This window comes from Acinetobacter sp. COS3, assembly GCF_000475335.1.
Lineage (GTDB): Bacteria > Pseudomonadota > Gammaproteobacteria > Pseudomonadales > Moraxellaceae > Acinetobacter > Acinetobacter venetianus.
Map to the genome: position 1 here is coordinate 154,330 of NZ_AXCD01000001.1, position 18,350 is coordinate 172,679.

At 38.3% G+C, this 18,350-nt stretch carries 17 protein-coding genes and 1 tRNA gene; 10 read left to right on the top strand and 8 right to left on the bottom strand.

All coding sequences use genetic code 11. The features are described from left to right. Positions 1-274: 274 nt before the first annotated feature. Entirely contained in the window at positions 275-1,636 is a 1,362-nt protein-coding gene (locus IO68_RS18060; RefSeq protein WP_023012410.1) for an L-cystine transporter, read from the top strand. A gap of 73 nt (positions 1,637-1,709) precedes the next feature. Here IO68_RS18060 and IO68_RS18065 read toward each other — a convergent pair whose 3' ends face one another. After that, a complete protein-coding gene (locus IO68_RS18065; RefSeq protein ID WP_023012411.1) occupies positions 1,710-2,504 on the bottom strand; it encodes an MOSC domain-containing protein in 795 nt (264 codons plus the stop codon). A 264-nt stretch (positions 2,505-2,768) separates the two neighbouring features. Between IO68_RS18065 and trpD the strand changes: the two genes are divergently transcribed. The 5 genes from trpD (at position 2,769) to IO68_RS18090 (ending at position 6,855) form a co-directional block, all read left to right on the top strand. Next, a complete protein-coding gene (trpD, locus tag IO68_RS18070) occupies positions 2,769-3,818 on the top strand; it encodes an anthranilate phosphoribosyltransferase (protein WP_081104360.1) in 1,050 nt (349 codons plus the stop codon). Positions 3,819-3,827: 9 nt separating this feature from the next. Next, entirely contained in the window at positions 3,828-4,634 is an 807-nt protein-coding gene (gene trpC / locus IO68_RS18075; protein WP_023012413.1) for an indole-3-glycerol phosphate synthase TrpC, read from the top strand. A 376-nt stretch (positions 4,635-5,010) separates the two neighbouring features. Continuing rightward, positions 5,011-5,700 (top strand): Smr/MutS family protein, encoded by a 690-nt coding sequence (locus IO68_RS18080; protein ID WP_007482739.1) that lies wholly within the window; start codon positions 5,011-5,013, stop codon positions 5,698-5,700. Positions 5,701-5,790: 90 nt separating this feature from the next. Beyond that, the gene (gene folE / locus IO68_RS18085; protein WP_019384954.1) at positions 5,791-6,339 is read left to right on the top strand and encodes a GTP cyclohydrolase I FolE; all 549 of its coding nucleotides are present in this window, start codon (positions 5,791-5,793) and stop codon (positions 6,337-6,339) included. Between the two features lie 150 nt (positions 6,340-6,489). Then, positions 6,490-6,855, top strand: a complete 366-nt coding sequence (locus tag IO68_RS18090) for a cupin domain-containing protein (protein WP_023012414.1) — start codon at positions 6,490-6,492, stop codon at positions 6,853-6,855. Positions 6,856-6,958: 103 nt separating this feature from the next. On the opposite strand, the gene IO68_RS18095 is transcribed toward IO68_RS18090, so the two are convergent. The 4 genes from IO68_RS18095 to hemE all read right to left on the bottom strand — a co-directional run bounded on the left by IO68_RS18095 (position 6,959) and on the right by hemE (position 11,558). Further along, complete coding sequence (locus tag IO68_RS18095) at positions 6,959-8,839, bottom strand: DUF4105 domain-containing protein (protein WP_023012415.1); 1,881 nt, start codon at positions 8,837-8,839, stop codon at positions 6,959-6,961. Between the two features lie 154 nt (positions 8,840-8,993). After that, positions 8,994-9,464 carry a DUF3015 family protein gene (locus tag IO68_RS18100; RefSeq protein WP_023012416.1) on the bottom strand — a complete coding sequence of 157 codons (471 nt, stop codon included), beginning with the start codon at positions 9,462-9,464 and terminating at the stop codon, positions 8,994-8,996. 184 nt (positions 9,465-9,648) lie between these two features. Continuing rightward, positions 9,649-10,443: a DUF817 family protein gene (locus IO68_RS18105; protein ID WP_023012417.1), complete on the bottom strand. Its 795-nt coding sequence runs from the start codon at positions 10,441-10,443 to the stop codon at positions 9,649-9,651. Positions 10,444-10,484: 41 nt separating this feature from the next. Next, positions 10,485-11,558, bottom strand: a complete 1,074-nt coding sequence (hemE, locus tag IO68_RS18110) for a uroporphyrinogen decarboxylase (RefSeq protein WP_023012418.1) — start codon at positions 11,556-11,558, stop codon at positions 10,485-10,487. Between the two features lie 194 nt (positions 11,559-11,752). Here hemE and IO68_RS18115 point away from each other — a divergent pair, with 194 nt between their 5' ends. Beyond that, positions 11,753-12,979, top strand: a complete 1,227-nt coding sequence (locus IO68_RS18115; protein ID WP_023012419.1) for a L,D-transpeptidase family protein — start codon at positions 11,753-11,755, stop codon at positions 12,977-12,979. A 51-nt stretch (positions 12,980-13,030) separates the two neighbouring features. On the opposite strand, the gene IO68_RS18120 is transcribed toward IO68_RS18115, so the two are convergent. Then, positions 13,031-14,293, bottom strand: coding sequence for a diguanylate cyclase (locus IO68_RS18120; RefSeq protein ID WP_023012420.1), 1,263 nt, complete (start codon positions 14,291-14,293; stop codon positions 13,031-13,033). Positions 14,294-14,455: 162 nt separating this feature from the next. On the opposite strand from IO68_RS18120, the gene pyrC reads away from it, so the two are divergent. The 3 genes from pyrC to IO68_RS18135 all read left to right on the top strand — a co-directional run bounded on the left by pyrC (position 14,456) and on the right by IO68_RS18135 (position 16,235). Continuing rightward, on the top strand, positions 14,456-15,490 hold the full coding sequence (gene pyrC, locus IO68_RS18125) for a dihydroorotase (protein WP_019384961.1): 1,035 nt from the start codon (positions 14,456-14,458) through the stop codon (positions 15,488-15,490). After that, positions 15,475-16,140, top strand: a complete 666-nt coding sequence (gene rnt, locus IO68_RS18130) for a ribonuclease T (RefSeq protein WP_026094137.1) — start codon at positions 15,475-15,477, stop codon at positions 16,138-16,140. The genes pyrC and rnt overlap by 16 nt, the downstream gene beginning before the upstream one ends. A 19-nt stretch (positions 16,141-16,159) precedes the next feature. Then, positions 16,160-16,235, top strand: a tRNA-Glu gene (locus tag IO68_RS18135). Between the two features lie 64 nt (positions 16,236-16,299). Here IO68_RS18135 and IO68_RS18140 read toward each other — a convergent pair. After that, entirely contained in the window at positions 16,300-16,848 is a 549-nt protein-coding gene (locus tag IO68_RS18140) for a DUF2726 domain-containing protein (protein ID WP_019384962.1), read from the bottom strand. A 147-nt stretch (positions 16,849-16,995) separates the two neighbouring features. Then, a complete protein-coding gene (locus tag IO68_RS18145; RefSeq protein ID WP_023012421.1) occupies positions 16,996-18,240 on the bottom strand; it encodes an NADH:flavin oxidoreductase/NADH oxidase family protein in 1,245 nt (414 codons plus the stop codon). Positions 18,241-18,350 lie beyond the last annotated feature (110 nt).

Sequence of the window (18,350 nt, forward strand, 5' to 3'; positions counted from 1 at the left end):
ATCTAAAAGTTACTTTTCAAATCTATTTCTCCAAATGATTAGGTGGATAGAAAAATATATAATCCACATAAATTTTAAATAATGATTCAATTTCAACAACTAAAAGATCTTTCAACTAATTAAAGTAATGTAAAACACTTACACGAAGCTTCTTTTTAGTTTTTATGATTAAGCTTATGAGTAGGAATGATTAAGCCAAAAACTGCTTAAATGCTAGAATTTATAACTTAAATAACTCTCCCTCCTCCCTGAGCCATCTATCAGGACATTTATTGTGAATGCTCTCGTATTATTGAATATTCTCGTTTTTATTTTGCTTTTAGCAGGATTATTTTTTAGTTATCGCCAAGACTGGAGCCTCTCAAAGAAAGTTTTGATTGGTATGGTTGTCGGTATCGTTTTTGGGCTTGCATTAAAAACCATTTACGGTGATAACCCCATCATCGAACAATCTATTGCTTGGTTTAATATTGTCGGAAATGGCTATGTTCAGCTCTTACAAATGGTGATCATGCCGCTTATTTTTATTTCGATTTTAAGTGCTGTTGTAAAGTTACATCAAACAACTTCTCTTGGTAAAATAAGTGTACTCACCATTGGAATCTTGCTATTCACCACTGCAATTGCTGCCATAGTCGGGATTAGCGTGACCAATCTATTCGGCTTAACTGCTGAAGGTCTTGTTCAAGGAACCAAAGAAGCCGCTCGCCTCGCCACAATTGAAAGCCAATATATCGGTCAAGTTTCTGATCTCAATATTCCACAATTATTGCTGTCACTTTTTCCACAAAATCCTTTTGCGGATTTAACAGGCATTCGCCCGACAGCGATTATTAGCGTCGTTATTTTCTCAGCTTTCTTAGGCGTTGCAGCATTACAGCTTATGGCAAAAGATGCTGTAAATGGTGAAAGAATCAGACAAGGAATTGAGGCATTACAAGCACTCATTATAAGTTTAGTTCGTTTAGTGATGCAGTTTACGCCTTATGGTGTACTGGCACTCATGACGAAAATGGTCGCAAGCGCAAACCTAGCTGATATTGTGAAATTAGGTGAATTCGTTGCAGCATCCTACTTGGGCCTTGCAATCATGTTTATCGTTCATGGACTGATTTTATTATTTGTTCGTGTTAATCCGATCGACTTTTTCAAGAAAGTATTTCCTGTTTTAACCTTCGCTTTTACCAGTCGTTCCAGCGCAGCAAGCATTCCATTAAACATCGAAACACAAACCAAACAGCTTGGCGTACCTGAAGGAATCGCAAGCTTCTCAGCTTCGTTTGGTGCAACGATCGGTCAAAATGGTTGTGCTGGCTTATACCCAGCAATGCTTGCCGTAATGGTCGCCCCTACTGTTGGAATTAATCCTTTAGATCCACTTTGGATAGCGCAACTGGTTGTGATTGTAACACTTAGTTCTATTGGTGTTGCCGGTGTTGGCGGCGGTGCAACCTTTGCAGCCCTCATCGTACTGCCGGCTATGGGACTTCCTGTCACTTTAGTGGCATTACTCATTTCAATTGAACCTTTAATTGACATGGGACGAACTGCACTTAACGTCAATGGTTCAATGACGGCAGGAACAGCAACAAGTCAATTATTAGGTGTTAGAAATCCAGACCATGAGATAGCTTAATCAAACTAATTTCCATATATAAAAGCCAATTCATTGAAATGAATTGGCTTTTCATAAAAACTAAGAATTAAACTCAACGAATAATTTTTACTTCCTGCCCAATTGTAATATGCCCTTCTCCACGATGTAATGCATTCTGCCCCATCATGACTTTAGTACCCTGTTTTCTATATTTGAGCATTGCTTGCATGATTTCTGGTTGCTTTTGACTTGTTTTCAAATCAATTGTTGGAATCACACATCGAGAGCACTGTTTAACAAGATCAAAGACAATATCTCCAATTTGTATCTGTCTCCATTGATCTTCAGCAAATGCATCACACCCCGACACCACAATATTGGGTCTAAAACGCTGTACATCCAGCGGATAACCTACTTTCTCAGCTAGAAACTCAACAGATGCTTCACTAATAATCAAGAATGGAAAGCCATCCGCAAATCCTACGCGATCACCTAACTGTGCGTACTCTAAATCTACTTGGCGAATTGTCTCTTGTGGCATATAAATCAACTGTGCCTCTCGTCCAAGTTTTTGGCTCAACCAAGCATTAACAGGATGATGAATACGATTCCCCGAAAGTTTATCTTGCCAAACTGTCACTAAGCGCTCATCTTTCTGACCTTGCGCTTCGATCATACTGAGCTCGATCTTCTCTGACTGATAATCAAAACATACGCGATCAGATGAAACCGTAACACCAATTTGTCCCATTTCTGCGACTTGCCTTTGGGTGATAAACCGCCCATCAGGATCAACAATCATCCAACGTCGATCCCAATTAGGACCAAAACCATCAATATCCATTGTCGAAAGTTTATTTCCTTTACAGGACTTCACTGGATAATTAAAAAGCTGGCTGATCTGCATATTCTTGTTTCCATAAAGACAGAATTATGTATTGATGAAATTATTTATTCACTGATTATAATAGTTGAAAAATATAGCAATATGTCTAATTTTGAAGCACAAGATAGTTTTTATTTAAAGCGTATAAAATCTACATTATTTTCTGATAACATAACTGGCTAGCTTTTAGATCATGTATCACACTCAAGTCATACCGAACCAATTGCGATCAATCTATTTAATTCTGAAATTTTTTAATCAATCATAATGCTGTAACTCATGACTATGAATATCCAACAGGCTCTCAATCACATTACTAAAAACATTCATCTTACCCAACCGCAAATGGAAGATGTAATGCGCAGTATTATGCAAGGTGAAGCGACAGATGCTCAAATCGGCGCGCTGATGATGGGTCTGCGTATGAAAGGTGAAAGCATAGATGAAATTACTGCTGCTGCACGGATCATGCGTGAATTTGCAATTAAGATTGATGTTAGCGACATTCCACACCTCGTCGATATCGTCGGAACGGGTGGTGATGGACAAAATTTATTTAATGTTTCAACTGCCTCAAGTTTTGTGATCGCCGCTGCTGGTGCAACAATTGCAAAACATGGTAATCGTGGCGTTTCAAGCAAATCTGGCTCTTCTGATGTGCTTGAGCAAATGGGTATCCAACTTGATCTCGATATGAAGCAAACTGAACGTTGCATCCGTGAAATTGGTGTAGGTTTTCTATTTGCACCTAATCACCACAAAGCAATGAAATATGCGGTTGCACCACGTCGTGAGTTAGGTATTCGTAGTATTTTTAATTTATTAGGACCACTCACCAATCCTGCTGGCGTGAACCGTTTTGTCATTGGTGTATTCTCAGATGAACTTTGCCGCCCAATTGCAGAAGTACTGAAACAACTTGGTGCAGAGCATGTACTGGTTGTGCATTCTAAAGATGGTTTGGATGAAATTAGCCTTGCTGCGCCGACAGCTGTCGCTGAACTAAAGAATGGCGAAATTACGGAATGGACATTAAGTCCAGATGATGTTGGTATTCAATCTCAAACTCTATCAGGTCTAACAGTCAATAGTTCTGAAGAAAGCTTAAAACTGATTAAAGATGCACTCGGTCGAGATAAATCAGAGATTGGCGAAAAAGCTGCCAATATGATTGCACTGAACGCAGGTGCAGGCATCTATGTTGCAGGCATTACTAGCACCTACAAACAAGCTGTTGAACTTGCTCAAGATATTCTTTATGGCGGTCAAGCCACTGAAAAAATGAGTATCTTGGCTGAATTCACCAAAACATTGAAACAATATCAAGCAGACTAAGGACTTCTCATGATCAATATTCAAAATACCATTCTCGGTAAAATTGTTGACCGTAAACATGAGGAACTTGCAGCACGTTTAAAACAACGTAACCTGCATGATGTTGAAGAATGGGCAAAAGCAGCGACACCTGTACGTGGTTTCGCCAATGCCTTACAACACAAACGTCCTGCTGTGATTGCTGAAATTAAAAAAGCCTCTCCATCTAAAGGCGTGATTCGTGCAGACTTTAATCCTGCTGAAATTGCTCAACAGTACGAACAAGCTGGTGCAGCGTGTCTTTCTGTTCTAACAGATGTAGATTTCTTCCAAGGTACAGATGAAAATATTGCCATTGCACGTCAACATTGTGCCTTACCTGCTTTGCGTAAAGATTTCTTAGTTGATCCTTACAATGTTGTCGAAGCACGTGCATTACAAGCAGATTGTATTTTATTAATCGTGGCTTGCTTGTCCGATCAACAATTAGAAGAAATGTCTAAAACCGCATTTGAACATCAGCTCGATGTATTGGTTGAAGTACATGATGAATATGAGTTAGAGCGTGCATTAAAACTTTCTGAGCAATGTATTTTAGGCGTGAACAACCGTAATCTTAAAACCTTTGATGTTGATTTAGAGACATCCATTCGTTTGAAGAAATTACTCCCCGCATCTCGCTTGTTAGTCACTGAAAGTGGTATTGCCACACCTGACGATGTTGCAATGATGCAAGCCAATGATATTCATACGTTCCTTGTTGGCGAGAGTTTTATGAAACAGCCTAGACCTGATGTGGCATTTGGTGACTTGTTTGGTCAGCCAAAACAGGTTTAAATTTAAATTAGATGAAAAGCCCAATTCCTTATCATTGGGCTTTTTTATGCCTCATTTATTTTCTTGGAAAAATAATATGGGCTTCGAGTCAGTTAATATTTTACTATCTCTAACAAGAGAAAATTTAAAAGGAATTTATTTATTGGGATTTGAATTAGAGGGTGAAGTTATATTGAGTGGTGAATGTTTTATAAAATATAGGCTATATAAGCCCTCAATATAAACTACGATTTCATTTTAGATAATCAATTGTTATTTATCGCTAATTACTGAGTCCTCTTATCAAAGATCGCATGAATGCAATTCAGTTCAAATCATCACGGATTCAGACTATAATTTTACACTTCTCTCGTATCTTGCCTATTTTTCTAAAATTATGAGTAAACATGATTCATCGCTTTCTAAAGATCAGTTTAATTTACTGAAAGCCTTTAAAAAGCAAATCTCTAATCCACAATCCAGCGCGATTGCGAAGCAAGCCGAATCAAAAAAGGCGCAAGCTGCCGCTGAAGAATTGGAAGATACAGAACTTTTTAAAAAAGCCCTTCTTGGGGTCAAACCGATCGACAATAAAAATATTGCCGATACCAAAGTTATGCGTAGTAAAAAAGTCGATGCCCAAACTTTAGCAAAGCGCGCTGCTGCAGAAGGTGGTGCTGAGCAAGAACTTACTGAAATTTCAGATACGCAAGCCATTTTAAATCCTGTTGCCAGTCAAGCAGCATTGAGCTATCGCATTGCGACCCTACAACACAAAGTATTTGAAGATTTGAAAGCTGGTAAAATTCGTTGGTTCGAAGCAGTCGATTTGCATGGTTGTACAGTTGAACAAGCGCGCGCTGCAGTTTTACAAATCATTCAAATGGCCAAAGATGAAAATCAAAACGTCATTAAAATTGTTCATGGTAAAGGCCCAGAAGCAATTTTAAAAACCTATGTAAATGGCTGGCTCAGACAACATCGCGATGTTCTTGCTTTTGTCAGTGCGCCTGAAAATCAAGGCGGCACTGGTGCTGTTTTAGTCCTATTAAAACGAGCAGAAAAGAATCCAAAGTACAAACAATAATCGGCATTTGACTCAAAAGTAAGTTTTTGAATCGTTTTCTGATACAATTCCCGTTTTGTTCAACCCACCTAAGTGAACATTGTTATGTCTATGCAGCAATCGTACGCAAACATCTTAACTGCCGTTGGTGAAGATTTGAATCGCCCAGGCCTCAAAGATACGCCTATGCGTGCGGCTAAAGCTTTTTCTTTTTTAACTTCTGGTTATAGTAAAACGCTTGAAGAAGTTACAAATAGTGCGGTTTTCCCATCCGATAACCATGAAATGGTATTGGTTAAAAATATTGAATTTTATTCACTTTGTGAACACCACCTGCTCCCTTTTTATGGTCGTGTACACATTGCTTATTTACCAGAAGGTCAAGTCTTAGGTCTATCTAAATTTGCCCGTATTACAGAAATGTTTGCTCGCCGCTTGCAGATTCAAGAAAATCTAACCCAGCAAATTGCCGAAGCTGTTGCTGATGTAACGAAAGCACGTGGTGTTGCAGTGGTGATTGATTCAGCGCATATGTGCATGATGATGCGAGGCGTAGGTAAACAAGAATCTACGACTCGTACCGTTTCTTTTGTTGGTGATTTTAAGACTGATAAAGATGCACGTCGTGAATTTTTAAGTGCTGTACCAGAAAGTTACTAAGTAATATGGCTCTTAAAGCCTCAATTCAATTGAGGCTTTTTTATTTCTAATTTTTCTTAATCAAATTCATTTTGTCATTTTAGTAAGCTTAACTTAGACGTATAAAGATGCTTTATAATTAGCTTAATTTAAGCACGCCCATCATGAAATATGACAGCTACAGCATTATTACTCGATCCATTTAGTTTAGAGCAGACGAATGCAGCGATAGACTATCCTCGACCTGATCGACTCGTAACAGGTAATCCGCAACGTTTGACACACAGCCTCTATGAACATCCCAATATGAGTTGTGGCATTTGGCAATGCGAAGTGGGTGCGTGGAATATTGTATTTGCTGACAACAAACAAGAATTTTTCCAAGTCATCGAAGGAATTGTTCGCTTGCATGATACTGACAACAAGTCTTTTGTTGAAATATCAGCAGGTCAAGCGGGTATCATTCCGCCATCTTTTGTCGGTACATTTGAAGTCGTTGAGGCTGTAAAGAAATATTATGTCGTGGTTGAGGCATAGTATTAGTATTCTCTTTTATTCAAATAGATTATGACTAGACTTCTTTACCATAGAGGAACACAGTCCATTAGAAACAATGAACTCTCTAAGAGAAGTCTAAGATCTAGAAAAAACGAATATAACCTAAACCGACTTTATTCCAATCCCTGTGATCTTGTTGTTCAAAGTCCCAACTCAATCGCATAGCATTATTTGAATTTAAACTATATTGGAATTGAGAGCCCAGTTTTAGATTCCACTGATTCTGATCTTGCCAATACGGCAATTCAACTTGTAAGACGCTATTGATTCGACCTGTCCATCGATTCATACAACCCACCGTTGGCCCTATGCCAACGCGCCAACCTTTATCTAAGTTTTTTCCACCTTGCACATGCCCTTGTAATTGGGCGTAACATAGATGACGTCGATCATAATCTGCCAAACTATAGCCCGCCTGCATGTTTAAGTTCATTACACCATGCTGCTGATCTTCACTAAATTTGCCATCTTGAACCGCTTTTTGTTTCCAACCAAAATTAAAGCCCCAACTGATTGGTGATTTGAAGGGTTGAATCGGATTATAAGAATTCACCGAAAGTAAATCCAAATGCTCAAGTTTGAGTTGATCATCTCGATATTGAACACTTCCATCTAAAAATAAAAGCTGCGTACCTAAGCGATAGCCACCTTGAGGATCAATCAAATCATGGTAGGCTTGGCGATGTCCTAACTCAACAAATGCCTTGCCTTGTAATTCCCCTACATTGACTGAGATATTACGCGCATGATGTCCTTCAACAGGTTGCATCTTCGGGCGAGTCGGTTCTTGACGTTGTTTCTCAACTTCTATTTGACTACGCAATGCTAATAGTTGTCGTAATCGCGGTTGAGCAATTTCTGTTTCAACAACGCGACTGACAAATTGCAAATATAAGTCGTCGTATGTCATCTCTAAAATTTTAGCTTGATCTTGAATGTTATAAGCACTTAGAACAGCTTGAATTTGATCTGATGGTAGCAAAGCAACTTTGTGCGCAACTTTAGCCAAATGTGTCCCATGCTGCTTCGCCTGTGAAAGCAATTGAGTTTCAAGTGCTGGACGATAAACGACATCGTTCACTAAATTCTGATCATCAACTGCTTTTAATGTCTCAATTGGAATCGCAGCATAATTAAACTGTTTTTTTAAATTTAGCTCTGGCCGAACCAAATCAATCAGTCCTAACAAACGATAAGCACAGTTATCACTGACAAAATAATAAGGGAAACTCACATGCTGCATTTCCCAAATATGTTCCACCAAGAAGCGTGTTTCCTCGGGAGTTAAGTTGAGTTCATATTCCCATAAATCACGACTTTCAAAATCACCATATTCTTTGACTTTACGATAATAAGGCATTAAGGAATATTCACCAGGATATTGCCCTGTTAGCCCTTTCCAAGCATATGACCAGTTATCTTGACCATTTACAGTAGCAGCATAATTCACAGCATAAGAAACTAAATTAAGTTGTTTCTGATCTTTGGGGTCTAATCGCAAAAGTGTATGCCCAAACATCGAACTTGGATTACCCATAAAGTCAGTTGCATAAATCAAGGTTGCTTTATATGGCTTGATCTGATTAATCCACGTATCAAAGTCATCGCAGCCCACATTGGGAAGTTGTTGAGTTGGGATTTGCAACTGCTCGATCAACCAGCGGCTACGTGCAGGAAATTTACAGCGAATAGACTGATTATTTTCAGTTTGTTGAAACAAAGTTTGAATATCTGCATGAAGCTCATTTTTTATATTGGTTTTACCATCAAGCGCATAAAAATAGCCGTTATAATTCACCTCACTGGTTTGTGATTGATCAGCATACATCAATCGTTGCCACGTCATGTCTTGATCCAATTTTTTTTGTTCAGCTAGATTTATATAGTTTTGAATATCAGATGGAGCTACAGCATAAGCAGCTTGACAGAATATAGAAGCGACAATACAAGTAACAAATTTCATTCAGCAACAAACATTTTTAAGAATTATCAATCTGACAACAAATCACTTCTCTCATACATCAGCTTTTTATTGCGAACTAATAAAATGATCGAAGCAATCTACTATCGAATATAAGAAAACCCTGCCAAGTGACAGGGTTTCAAAGTATCAAAGATTAGACATAAGCTTTCAATACAGCATCTTTTGCCATAACACCTTGTAGAGAGTCTAAAACTTGAAGTGTATTTTGATTTTTGCTTGAGTAAATTTCAGCAAAGTTCGCTTTTGAAACTGCGAAGAAACGTGCTTTATCTTGAGCTTTAATCTGCATAAGCTCAGCAAGAACATTCAAGCTTTCACCTTGACCAACAGCCATATCACGCGCAAGAGCTTCCGCATTTTCATTGGTAAATGTCACCACTTGAGCAGTCACTGTACCACCTTGACGACATCCTAAAGTACCAAAAGTGATCCCTAATAATTGGTTTGTAAAAATACCATTTGTTGTAGCTGCAAGAATTTTAGGTACAACACCTTTTTGCCCAGCCCAAACTTGCGTACCAACACCACAACCAACATCATTGTCAGCCATTGCTACAGTTGAACCAGCTGCCAATAAAGCTGCTAATGCAATTTTTTTAAACATAGGAAAGATCTCCAGTATCAATTATTTATTGGTATTTGTTATCACTATCGTGCTGTGAATTTCACATTCATACACTTGCATTAAAATAACGAGGTTAACTAGTTTTAGCAAATAGATTTTGAAATAAAGTTGAAATATTTATAAACCGAGCTTTGTAATCATCATATTTATCTAAAAATACAGTTTATTTTAACTGCCACATTCCACTTTCATTGCGATTACCTAGAATTTTAAGTACCAATACCAGACTTAATAGTAATAATAAATACCATGAACCTAACTTGCCCCATCCCACCATATGCCATGCATCAACTTGGCTTGGATACAACCATATTTTATAAAATGTACTAATATTTTCTGCGATCCAAATCAAGAAAGCCAATAATAACAAAACAGGTAACATTGGAATTTTAAAATGCTTCTGCTGAAGCTGAAAATGTAGTTTTGTTTTCCAAAAAATGATGATACTCCAGATAAATAATGCAATACGGATATCTGGAATAAAAAACTTAGTCATGAAATTTAAATAAGATAAAACAGCGAGGCACAGCATATTACTGAATCTTGGTAAGTGCTCAAATGCAACTTGGTATAATCTAAGAGATCTCGCAAAAAAGCTACCTACAGCCGAATACATAAACCCAGCAAAAAGTGGCACTGTAAGTAATTTAAATACAGCAGGTTGCGGATACTGCCAAGAAGCAATTGCTGGATGTGTGAGAAAAATCTCCATCCCCATCGCCATGATATGAAACAAAGCAATGACTTTTGCTTCTGCCCATGACTCGAGCTTCAAATAGATCAGGCAAGCTTGAATGATCAAAGCATAAAAAAGCAGATAATCATAACGGAAGAAACCAAAATACTCATTGCTTCCCATCGGTGCTGTTAATGCAAAAGCAATTAAAAGTAATAATCCAAATAAGGCAGCCGAAGCTGCCTTAGCGATAAAATGTAGCGGTAAAACAATCAACTGCACAAGATTGATCCTAACATCAGATATTGATTAGAGTTTTTAAATCAACCTAAATATTTCGCACTATATTCATGAACGGTATCAACAAAGATTTTCGGCTGAGCAGGATCAACCCATTGCGTAATACCATGCCCTAAGTTAGCAACATAACCTGTTTTTTCGCCATTCGCATAAGCATCATCGAGCATTGCTTTTACTGATTTTTCAATGGATGCCGCTGAACCATACAGTACTGCTGGATCGAGATTGCCTTGTAATGCTGCGCGACCAGCAATCACATCTCTCGCTGTATATAATGGCGTGGTCCAATCCACCCCAAAAGCATCTGCACCAGTACCCACCATCGCTTCTAGCCATTGTCCACCACCTTTGGTAAAGACAATAATTGGAATACGACGACCATCTTTTTCACGTTGAAGACCTGCAATAATTTTCTTCATATAATTGAGTGAGAATTCAACATATTCTCGATGTGCTAATGCACCACCCCAGCTATCAAAAATTTGGATTGCTTGTGCACCAGCATCAATTTGTGCATTTAGATAATCAATAACGGAATCTGCAAGATGATCTAATAACGCATGCAATACTTCTGGCTGTGCATACATCATATTCTTCGTAAAACGGAACTCTTTACTTGAACCACCTTCAACCATATATGTTGCAAGTGTCCAAGGGCTACCAGAAAAACCAATTAAAGGTACTTGACCATTTAAAGCAGATCGAATGGTCGAAACTGCATTCATGACATATGCTAGATCCGACTTCGCATTTAACTTAGGCAAATTTGCAACATCTTGTTCAGTACGGACTATTTTATGAAACTTTGGTCCTTCGCCTGTTTCAAAATACAAACCTAAACCTAAAGCATCAGGAACTGTTAAAATATCTGAAAAAAGAATTGCGGCATCAAGCTCATAGCGACGTAATGGCTGTAAAGTCACTTCACAAGCAAAATCAGTATTTTTACACAAAGAAAGGAAATCACCTGCTTGAGCACGAGTTTCACGATATTCTGGTAAATAACGACCTGCCTGACGCATCATCCACACAGGTGTTGTATCAACAGGTTCACGTAATAAAGCTCGTAAAAAACGATCATTTTTCAACGTTGTCATTACCAATCTCTAAATTCTTTCATGTAGCGCGCATGATAGCAAAGTTAGCCTAGAAATTATAATTCCATACAAAAAATCTGCCTTGGGCTAAAAATTTCGCTTTGACACAAAACAGCTACTGCAACTCAGCTTATTTTCTGTAATACTTGCAACATCTTATATCTCAATATGAATAATTCTTAAGGTTGAATTACATGTTTGTTCGCTCATTACTCGCTATGAGTTTAAGTTGTATTATTGCTAATGTTGCTTTCGCTGCTCCAACAACTGAGCAACCTTTAAATCCAAAAATAATCTCAGCACCAGTCCAAGATCCAATAGATCCTTTGGCAATTGATCGTGCAACATCAAGTGTTGTAGCTCAACCAGCTTCACAACCTGTGATGAATACAAGCCCAGCTTCTGCTGTTGTGGCTCAACCAGCTTCACAGCCACAAGTAAATACTGCATCTGTCGTATCTCCGAACCTAGACAAAGCTCCAGATACTACAACAGCAGCTTTACCACCAGAAATTCCAAAGTCATGGAAAATGGATGCGATTAATAATGCTGAATGGCCTGAAGGCTTACCAAGAGGTAAGCACCCAGCCTATGCCCGCGCCCATGTTATGCTAAATAATGCGCACGCTTCACCAGGTGCAATTGATGGTTCAAGTGGTAAAAACACCTTAAAAGCGATTGCTTCATTCCAACAAATGAATGGCATTACACCAACAGGTGAGTTGACCAAAGAAACATGGGATGCATTAGTCGCAAAACAGACTAAACCTGCTTATGTTGAGTACACCATCACTGAAGATGACCTAAAAGGGCCATATGCAGATTCAATTCCTTCTGACTATGCTTTACAAGCAAAAATGAAAGGTCTTTATTACACTCGCGTAACAGAAATGTTAGGCGAAAAATTCCATATGGATGAAAATTTCCTAAAACAACTTAACCCTCGCGCGAACTTTAAAAAAGTGGGTGAAAAAATCGTTGTTGCGAATGTTCGCAACGATTTACCTGAAGACATTCACTTAATCGTTGCACACAAAGGCGCTAGACAACTTTATTTGTTCAACAGCCAAAACCAAATGATCGCCTCATTTCCTGCAACGATTGGCAGCACAGATACACCTTCACCAACAGGAACTTATAAAGTCACAGGTGTTGCTAAAAACCCTTGGTATAGCTATTCACCTTCTAACTTTGTACAAGGTAAGAATCTTAAACCTCTCTCGTTACCACCTGGTCCAAATGCTCCAGTCGGCAATATCTGGATTGGTTTAAGTAAAAAATCATTTGGTATTCATGGCACACCAAACCCATCTTTAATTTCTAAGACCGCATCACATGGTTGTATCCGTTTAACCAACTGGGATGCAAATGATTTAGGTGCTAAAGTCCGTTCAGGTGTTACAGTTAAATTCTTAGAATGATTTTGACAATCGAGCGACATAAAAACCGAATATAATTTATATTCGGTTTTTTTATTCTACGATCGGTAAGGGTTGATAATAAATCTGATTCCGACCCAATTGTTTAGCGCGATACAACGCTTTGTCAGCAGTATGAATCAAGACATCTTGGCTAATTTTAGGATTGCCATTAAATACTGTAATTCCTAAACTGATGGTCACATGATTGGATACTAAAGATTTTTCATGTGGGATCATAAGCCGATCAATGGCTTTATAGATATTGGTTGCAACGGCATAAGCGCCTTGTGCTGAGGTCTCAGGTAATAAAACAACAAACTCCTCTCCCCCATAGCGTGCAATAAAGTCCATATGTCGAATCGAACTTTTAATTGTTTTCGCAATTGCTGAAATTACTTGATCACCCATCTGATGACCATAGAAATCGTTATAGTTTTTAAAATAATCGATATCGATAAAAAGCACAGACATTGACTTGGTTTCACGACATGCCAAGTCATAATAATAACTAAACATCTCTTCGAAAGTACGTCGATTTGACACTTTGGTTAATTCATCATGCTGGCTTAAATGAAGTAACTCAGAAGCCTGTAAACGTAAAATTCTTTCATCTATTTCTGAAATTTTAGTTTTTAAAAATAACTTTCGTTCTTTAGATGTCAGCATCACACTAATAGAAAAACCTAAAAGTAAACTGCCAATAAATGTCCGCCCCAACATTAAAAAATCGCAGGGTATTTCTAGTAAATATAAAGAGACTAAAATACCAATAGCAGCGACTGATCCTAGCCATAACATATGTGTAGGTCGGATACCACTTAGGATAAATCCCAACATATATAAAAAGGCAATCATCACCATTGCCTGATTTTGCAGGACAACATTGGTGATACTCATCATAAATAACGATGGAAAAACGATCGTAGAAAATACGATGCAACAAACGGCAGGATAAAATAGTTTATTGAGCCTGCGAAAACGAGCAAATACCCAAAATAAAAATAATGCACCGCCTACTATGAGCAGGCTCAAAATACTATAAACAAAATCGGCAATAAAATTGGGACTAGAACGGATAACTAGAAAGTTTGAAGGCAATATGAGGAGAACAAAAATCGTATAAGTAATCACACCCTGACCAAAAAATTGGATTGAATTAATCCGCGTTCTATCAATATTAAATTGCCAGAACTCATTTTCTAGTTGAGACGGTAAAGTCTTTTGTGTTTTCTTCCCTTTAAAATGTTGAAAAACAAGCTGCTCTAACTCTTCTTTCGACCGCCTTAACTGTTCAAGATCATACTGATTTTCCATCCCTCTAACTCTTCTTATAATGCTGTATTCTTGTGCCGCATAAAAATAACACAATTTGTCATTTTGTCGTGCACTTTGATTAACCACTTATCCGTAATTGTAGTTACCATTTTCACACTTTATGCATTATTATTTGTATTATTTTTAAGTTTGAAGTGCACCTTGAACACGATTACCCTTTTACAACCAGATGATTGGCACGCCCACCTGCGTGATGGTTTAGCCTTAGAGCGTACTGTACCTGATTTAGCTAAACAATTTGCGCGCGCAATCTGTATGCCAAATCTAGTTCCACCTGTAAAAACGGTAGAAGAAGCTTTAGCTTACCGTGAACGTATTCTAACTCACGTACCTGAAGGTCTTCATTTCGATCCGCGCATGGTACTTTACTTTACTGACTTCACCTCACCTGATGAAGTTCGTAAAATTAAAGAATCTGAATTTGTTAATGCCATCAAACTTTATCCTGCTGGCGCAACAACCAATTCGGATAATGGCGTGAGTGATATTCGTAAAGTATATGCCGTAATCGAGCAATTAGAAGAACATCAAGTTCCATTACTCTTGCATGGTGAAGTCACTCATAATCATGTCGATATTTTCGATCGTGAAAAACGTTTCCTTGATGAAATTTTATCTCCACTGTTAAAGCAATTTCCAAAACTAAAAGTTGTTTTAGAACATATTACAACCAGTGATGCAGCTAACTTTGTTCTTGAACAAGATCGTAATGTTGCTGCAACAATCACACCGCAACATTTACTTTTCAATCGTAATGATTTATTGGTCGGTGGTGTTAAACCGCATTTCTACTGCCTGCCAATTTTAAAACGTCAAACGCATCAAACGACATTATTGGAAGTTGCAACAAGTGGTAATCCAAAATTTTTCTTGGGTACAGATAGTGCACCACATTCGCAAAATGCCAAAGAAAATGCATGTGGTTGTGCAGGTTGCTACAGCGCACCAAATGCAATTGAGCTTTATGCACAAGCATTTGATCAAGTGGGTAAAATTGAACGTTTAGAAGGTTTTGCAAGCATGTTTGGTGCAGATTTCTATGGTTTACCACGTAATACGTCTACAATTACTTTAGTTAAAGAAGATAATACCGTAGCTGAGTCGCTTGACTATCTTGATGGTCAAAAAATTATTCCACTTCATGCAGGTAAAACACTGCAATGGAGAAAAGTGTGACCCAAGAAGAAAACAAAGCTCCTGTCATTGGTCAGCGTTTTCGTGGATTTTTACCTGTTGTTGTCGATGTTGAAACAGCAGGTTTCAATTCGCAAACCGATGCTTTACTCGAAATTGCTTGTATTCCGATTGTCTATGATGAACAAGGACAATTTGTTCCAGGCCCTTCATTCCATGCACATATCAATCCATTTGAAGGCGCAAATTTAGATCGTCGGTCTTTAGATTTTATTGGTATCGATCCATCTAACCCAATGCGAATCGCAATGGCTGAAGATGAGCGAACAGCATTACGTCGTATATTTAAGTCATTGAATGAAGTTCGTAAGGCCCAGCATTGTACTCATGCGGTCTTAGTGGGTCATAATGCTCACTTTGACTTGGGTTTCTTACAAGCTGCGATTGCACGTTCTGGCACAAAAAATCAGAATCCATTTCACAGCTTTTCAGTCTTTGATACAGTGACGCTAAGTGCAGTGATGTTTGGTCAAACTGTCTTAGCTCGCGCATGTATTCAAGCTGGTATTGAGTTCGACGGTAAAGAAGCGCACTCTGCTTTGTATGATACTCAGAAGACAGCTGAACTGTTTTGCTATATTTTGAACAAACTGTCTCCTCACCTTCTTGACACTTTGGTGACAGAACCCTAATATACACCCACCTCAAGAAGTCCCTATCGTCTAGAGGCCTAGGACATCGCCCTTTCACGGCGGTAACCGGGGTTCGAATCCCCGTAGGGACGCCAAATTCAAAAAAGCCACTGCATCTTTCAGACAGTGGCTTTTTTATTTTGAGTATCAAAATAAAATTTAAGATATTTTTTGCTCATTGGTATCTGTTTCAACAATAAATGCATCTGATACTAAATGTGTTTTTGGTTCAGCCAAAGGTTCTTCAACGAGTTCAGCAACTTTAATAATTCCAAAATCTTTTTGTACTTGCTCTAGGTCAGGCGTTCTTTTATAACGGATCACACGATAACCAGCCTCAGCAATTAATGCATCTCGGTCAGCATCTTTTTCTTCCTTACCTTTATGTGAAGCATCATCGAGTTCAACAATCGCAACTACATTAAATTGTTTATCTAAGACAACAAAATCAGCAACTTTACGATTAAATAAATTACGTGTTGCATATCCTTTTGCTGTCATAAATGCACTAAAAGCAACTTGTGCTAAAACAATATGCTCAGGCAAAGCTTCTCGTAATCTTAAAAAAGTTGGTTGTTCATTCATTGTGATGATGCGTTTACCTTTGATTGGGTTGCGCTCACCTCTATTACCTTTAGCCTTATTCACATTCGCTAAAAAGAATAAAATGACTGCAAAAACAGCAATCAAAATAATAATCATGGTCATCTATTTCCCCTACTTATAAAAATTATTGTAAATGAAGTTATTGAAACTCTAAGCTCAAACGACTTTATCAGCAACATATTCTATAGGGTATGAATGATTTTTTATTTTTATTCGAAATAAAAAGGACGCCGAAGCGTCCTTAAAATATTATGCTGACTTTCGAGAATTAACACGCCCTTTGACAACCGCTTTAATATTTCCTTTCGCATAATTTAAGAACACAATTAGAGGTGATAATTTTGGATTTGGTTTCTTCCCCTGACCAATCGCCTTAAATTGTGCCGCATACCAAATGATTTCCATGATTGCCATTTTATCAACAAAAGGAATTCCTGTTTTAATCTGGTTTACTGCATAACGTACATCATTGCCTGCGATTAAACGATCAGTTAAGTCCGTTTCCACAGCAAGTGGGCGAGCAATACCAATGAAATCACATGCCCCACTTTCAAGCGCGGCATTCATACCAGCAACAGTACGGAAGCCACCTGTCACCATCAATTTACATGATACATGCTGACGAATCTTTTCAGCGAACTCAAGGAAATACGCTTCTCGTGCAATCGTACTTGCCTTACGTGACTCGGCCTTTGCTCCAGCCATTGCAGGTGCTTCATAAGTGCCACCAGAGATTTCGATAATATCAATCCCCGCCTCATCAATGGTTTTAAACACGGTAATCACATCTTCTTCAGTGATTCCACCACGTTGGAAATCAGCAGAGTTTAATTTTACTGAAATGATGAAGTTTTCTGAGGTTGCAGCACGAACTGCTTTATAAATTTCCAATAAAAAACGCGTACGATTTTCAATTGAACCACCCCATTGATCGGTACGCTTATTGGTCAATGGTGACAAAAATTGGCTGATCAAATAGCCATGCGCACCATGTAATTGGACACCTTCAAATCCTGCCTTTTCACAAACGGCTGCGGCTGTTGCAAAACGTTGGATAATATCGAGGATTTCATCATGTGTTAGCTCACGCGGTGTACCAAACATGGTTGCAAGCATTGGACTAAAAGGGACAGCAGATGGTGCGACCGTTTCTTTGTTTAACCCTTTCGGGCATTGGCGTCCAGGATGAGACAACTGAATAAGTTGCACCATACCGTATTTCTTACCAACTGCGGCCCATTGTTGCAATTTAGCTAAATCACGTTCGGTTTCAATCGCAACCACACCAGGTTCATTTTTAGCAGCAATATTCACCATGACATTGCCTGTGATCGCACAGCCCAAGCCACCTTTTGCCCAAGCTTCATACAAACCAATATGCAATTCATTTGGCTGCCCTTCGTGATTGGCGAGCGCCTCACTCATTGCTCCTTTGATAATGCGATTTTTAAAAATGGTATTGCGAATTTGGATACTGTCTGCAATCTGACTCATGGTCATCCTCTGCTATAATTAGAGTATTTACTCTAATTTAATCTGATTATTGTTGGTGTCAAGATATCTTCCGATAAATTGACAATAACATATGTCAATTTAATTACAAT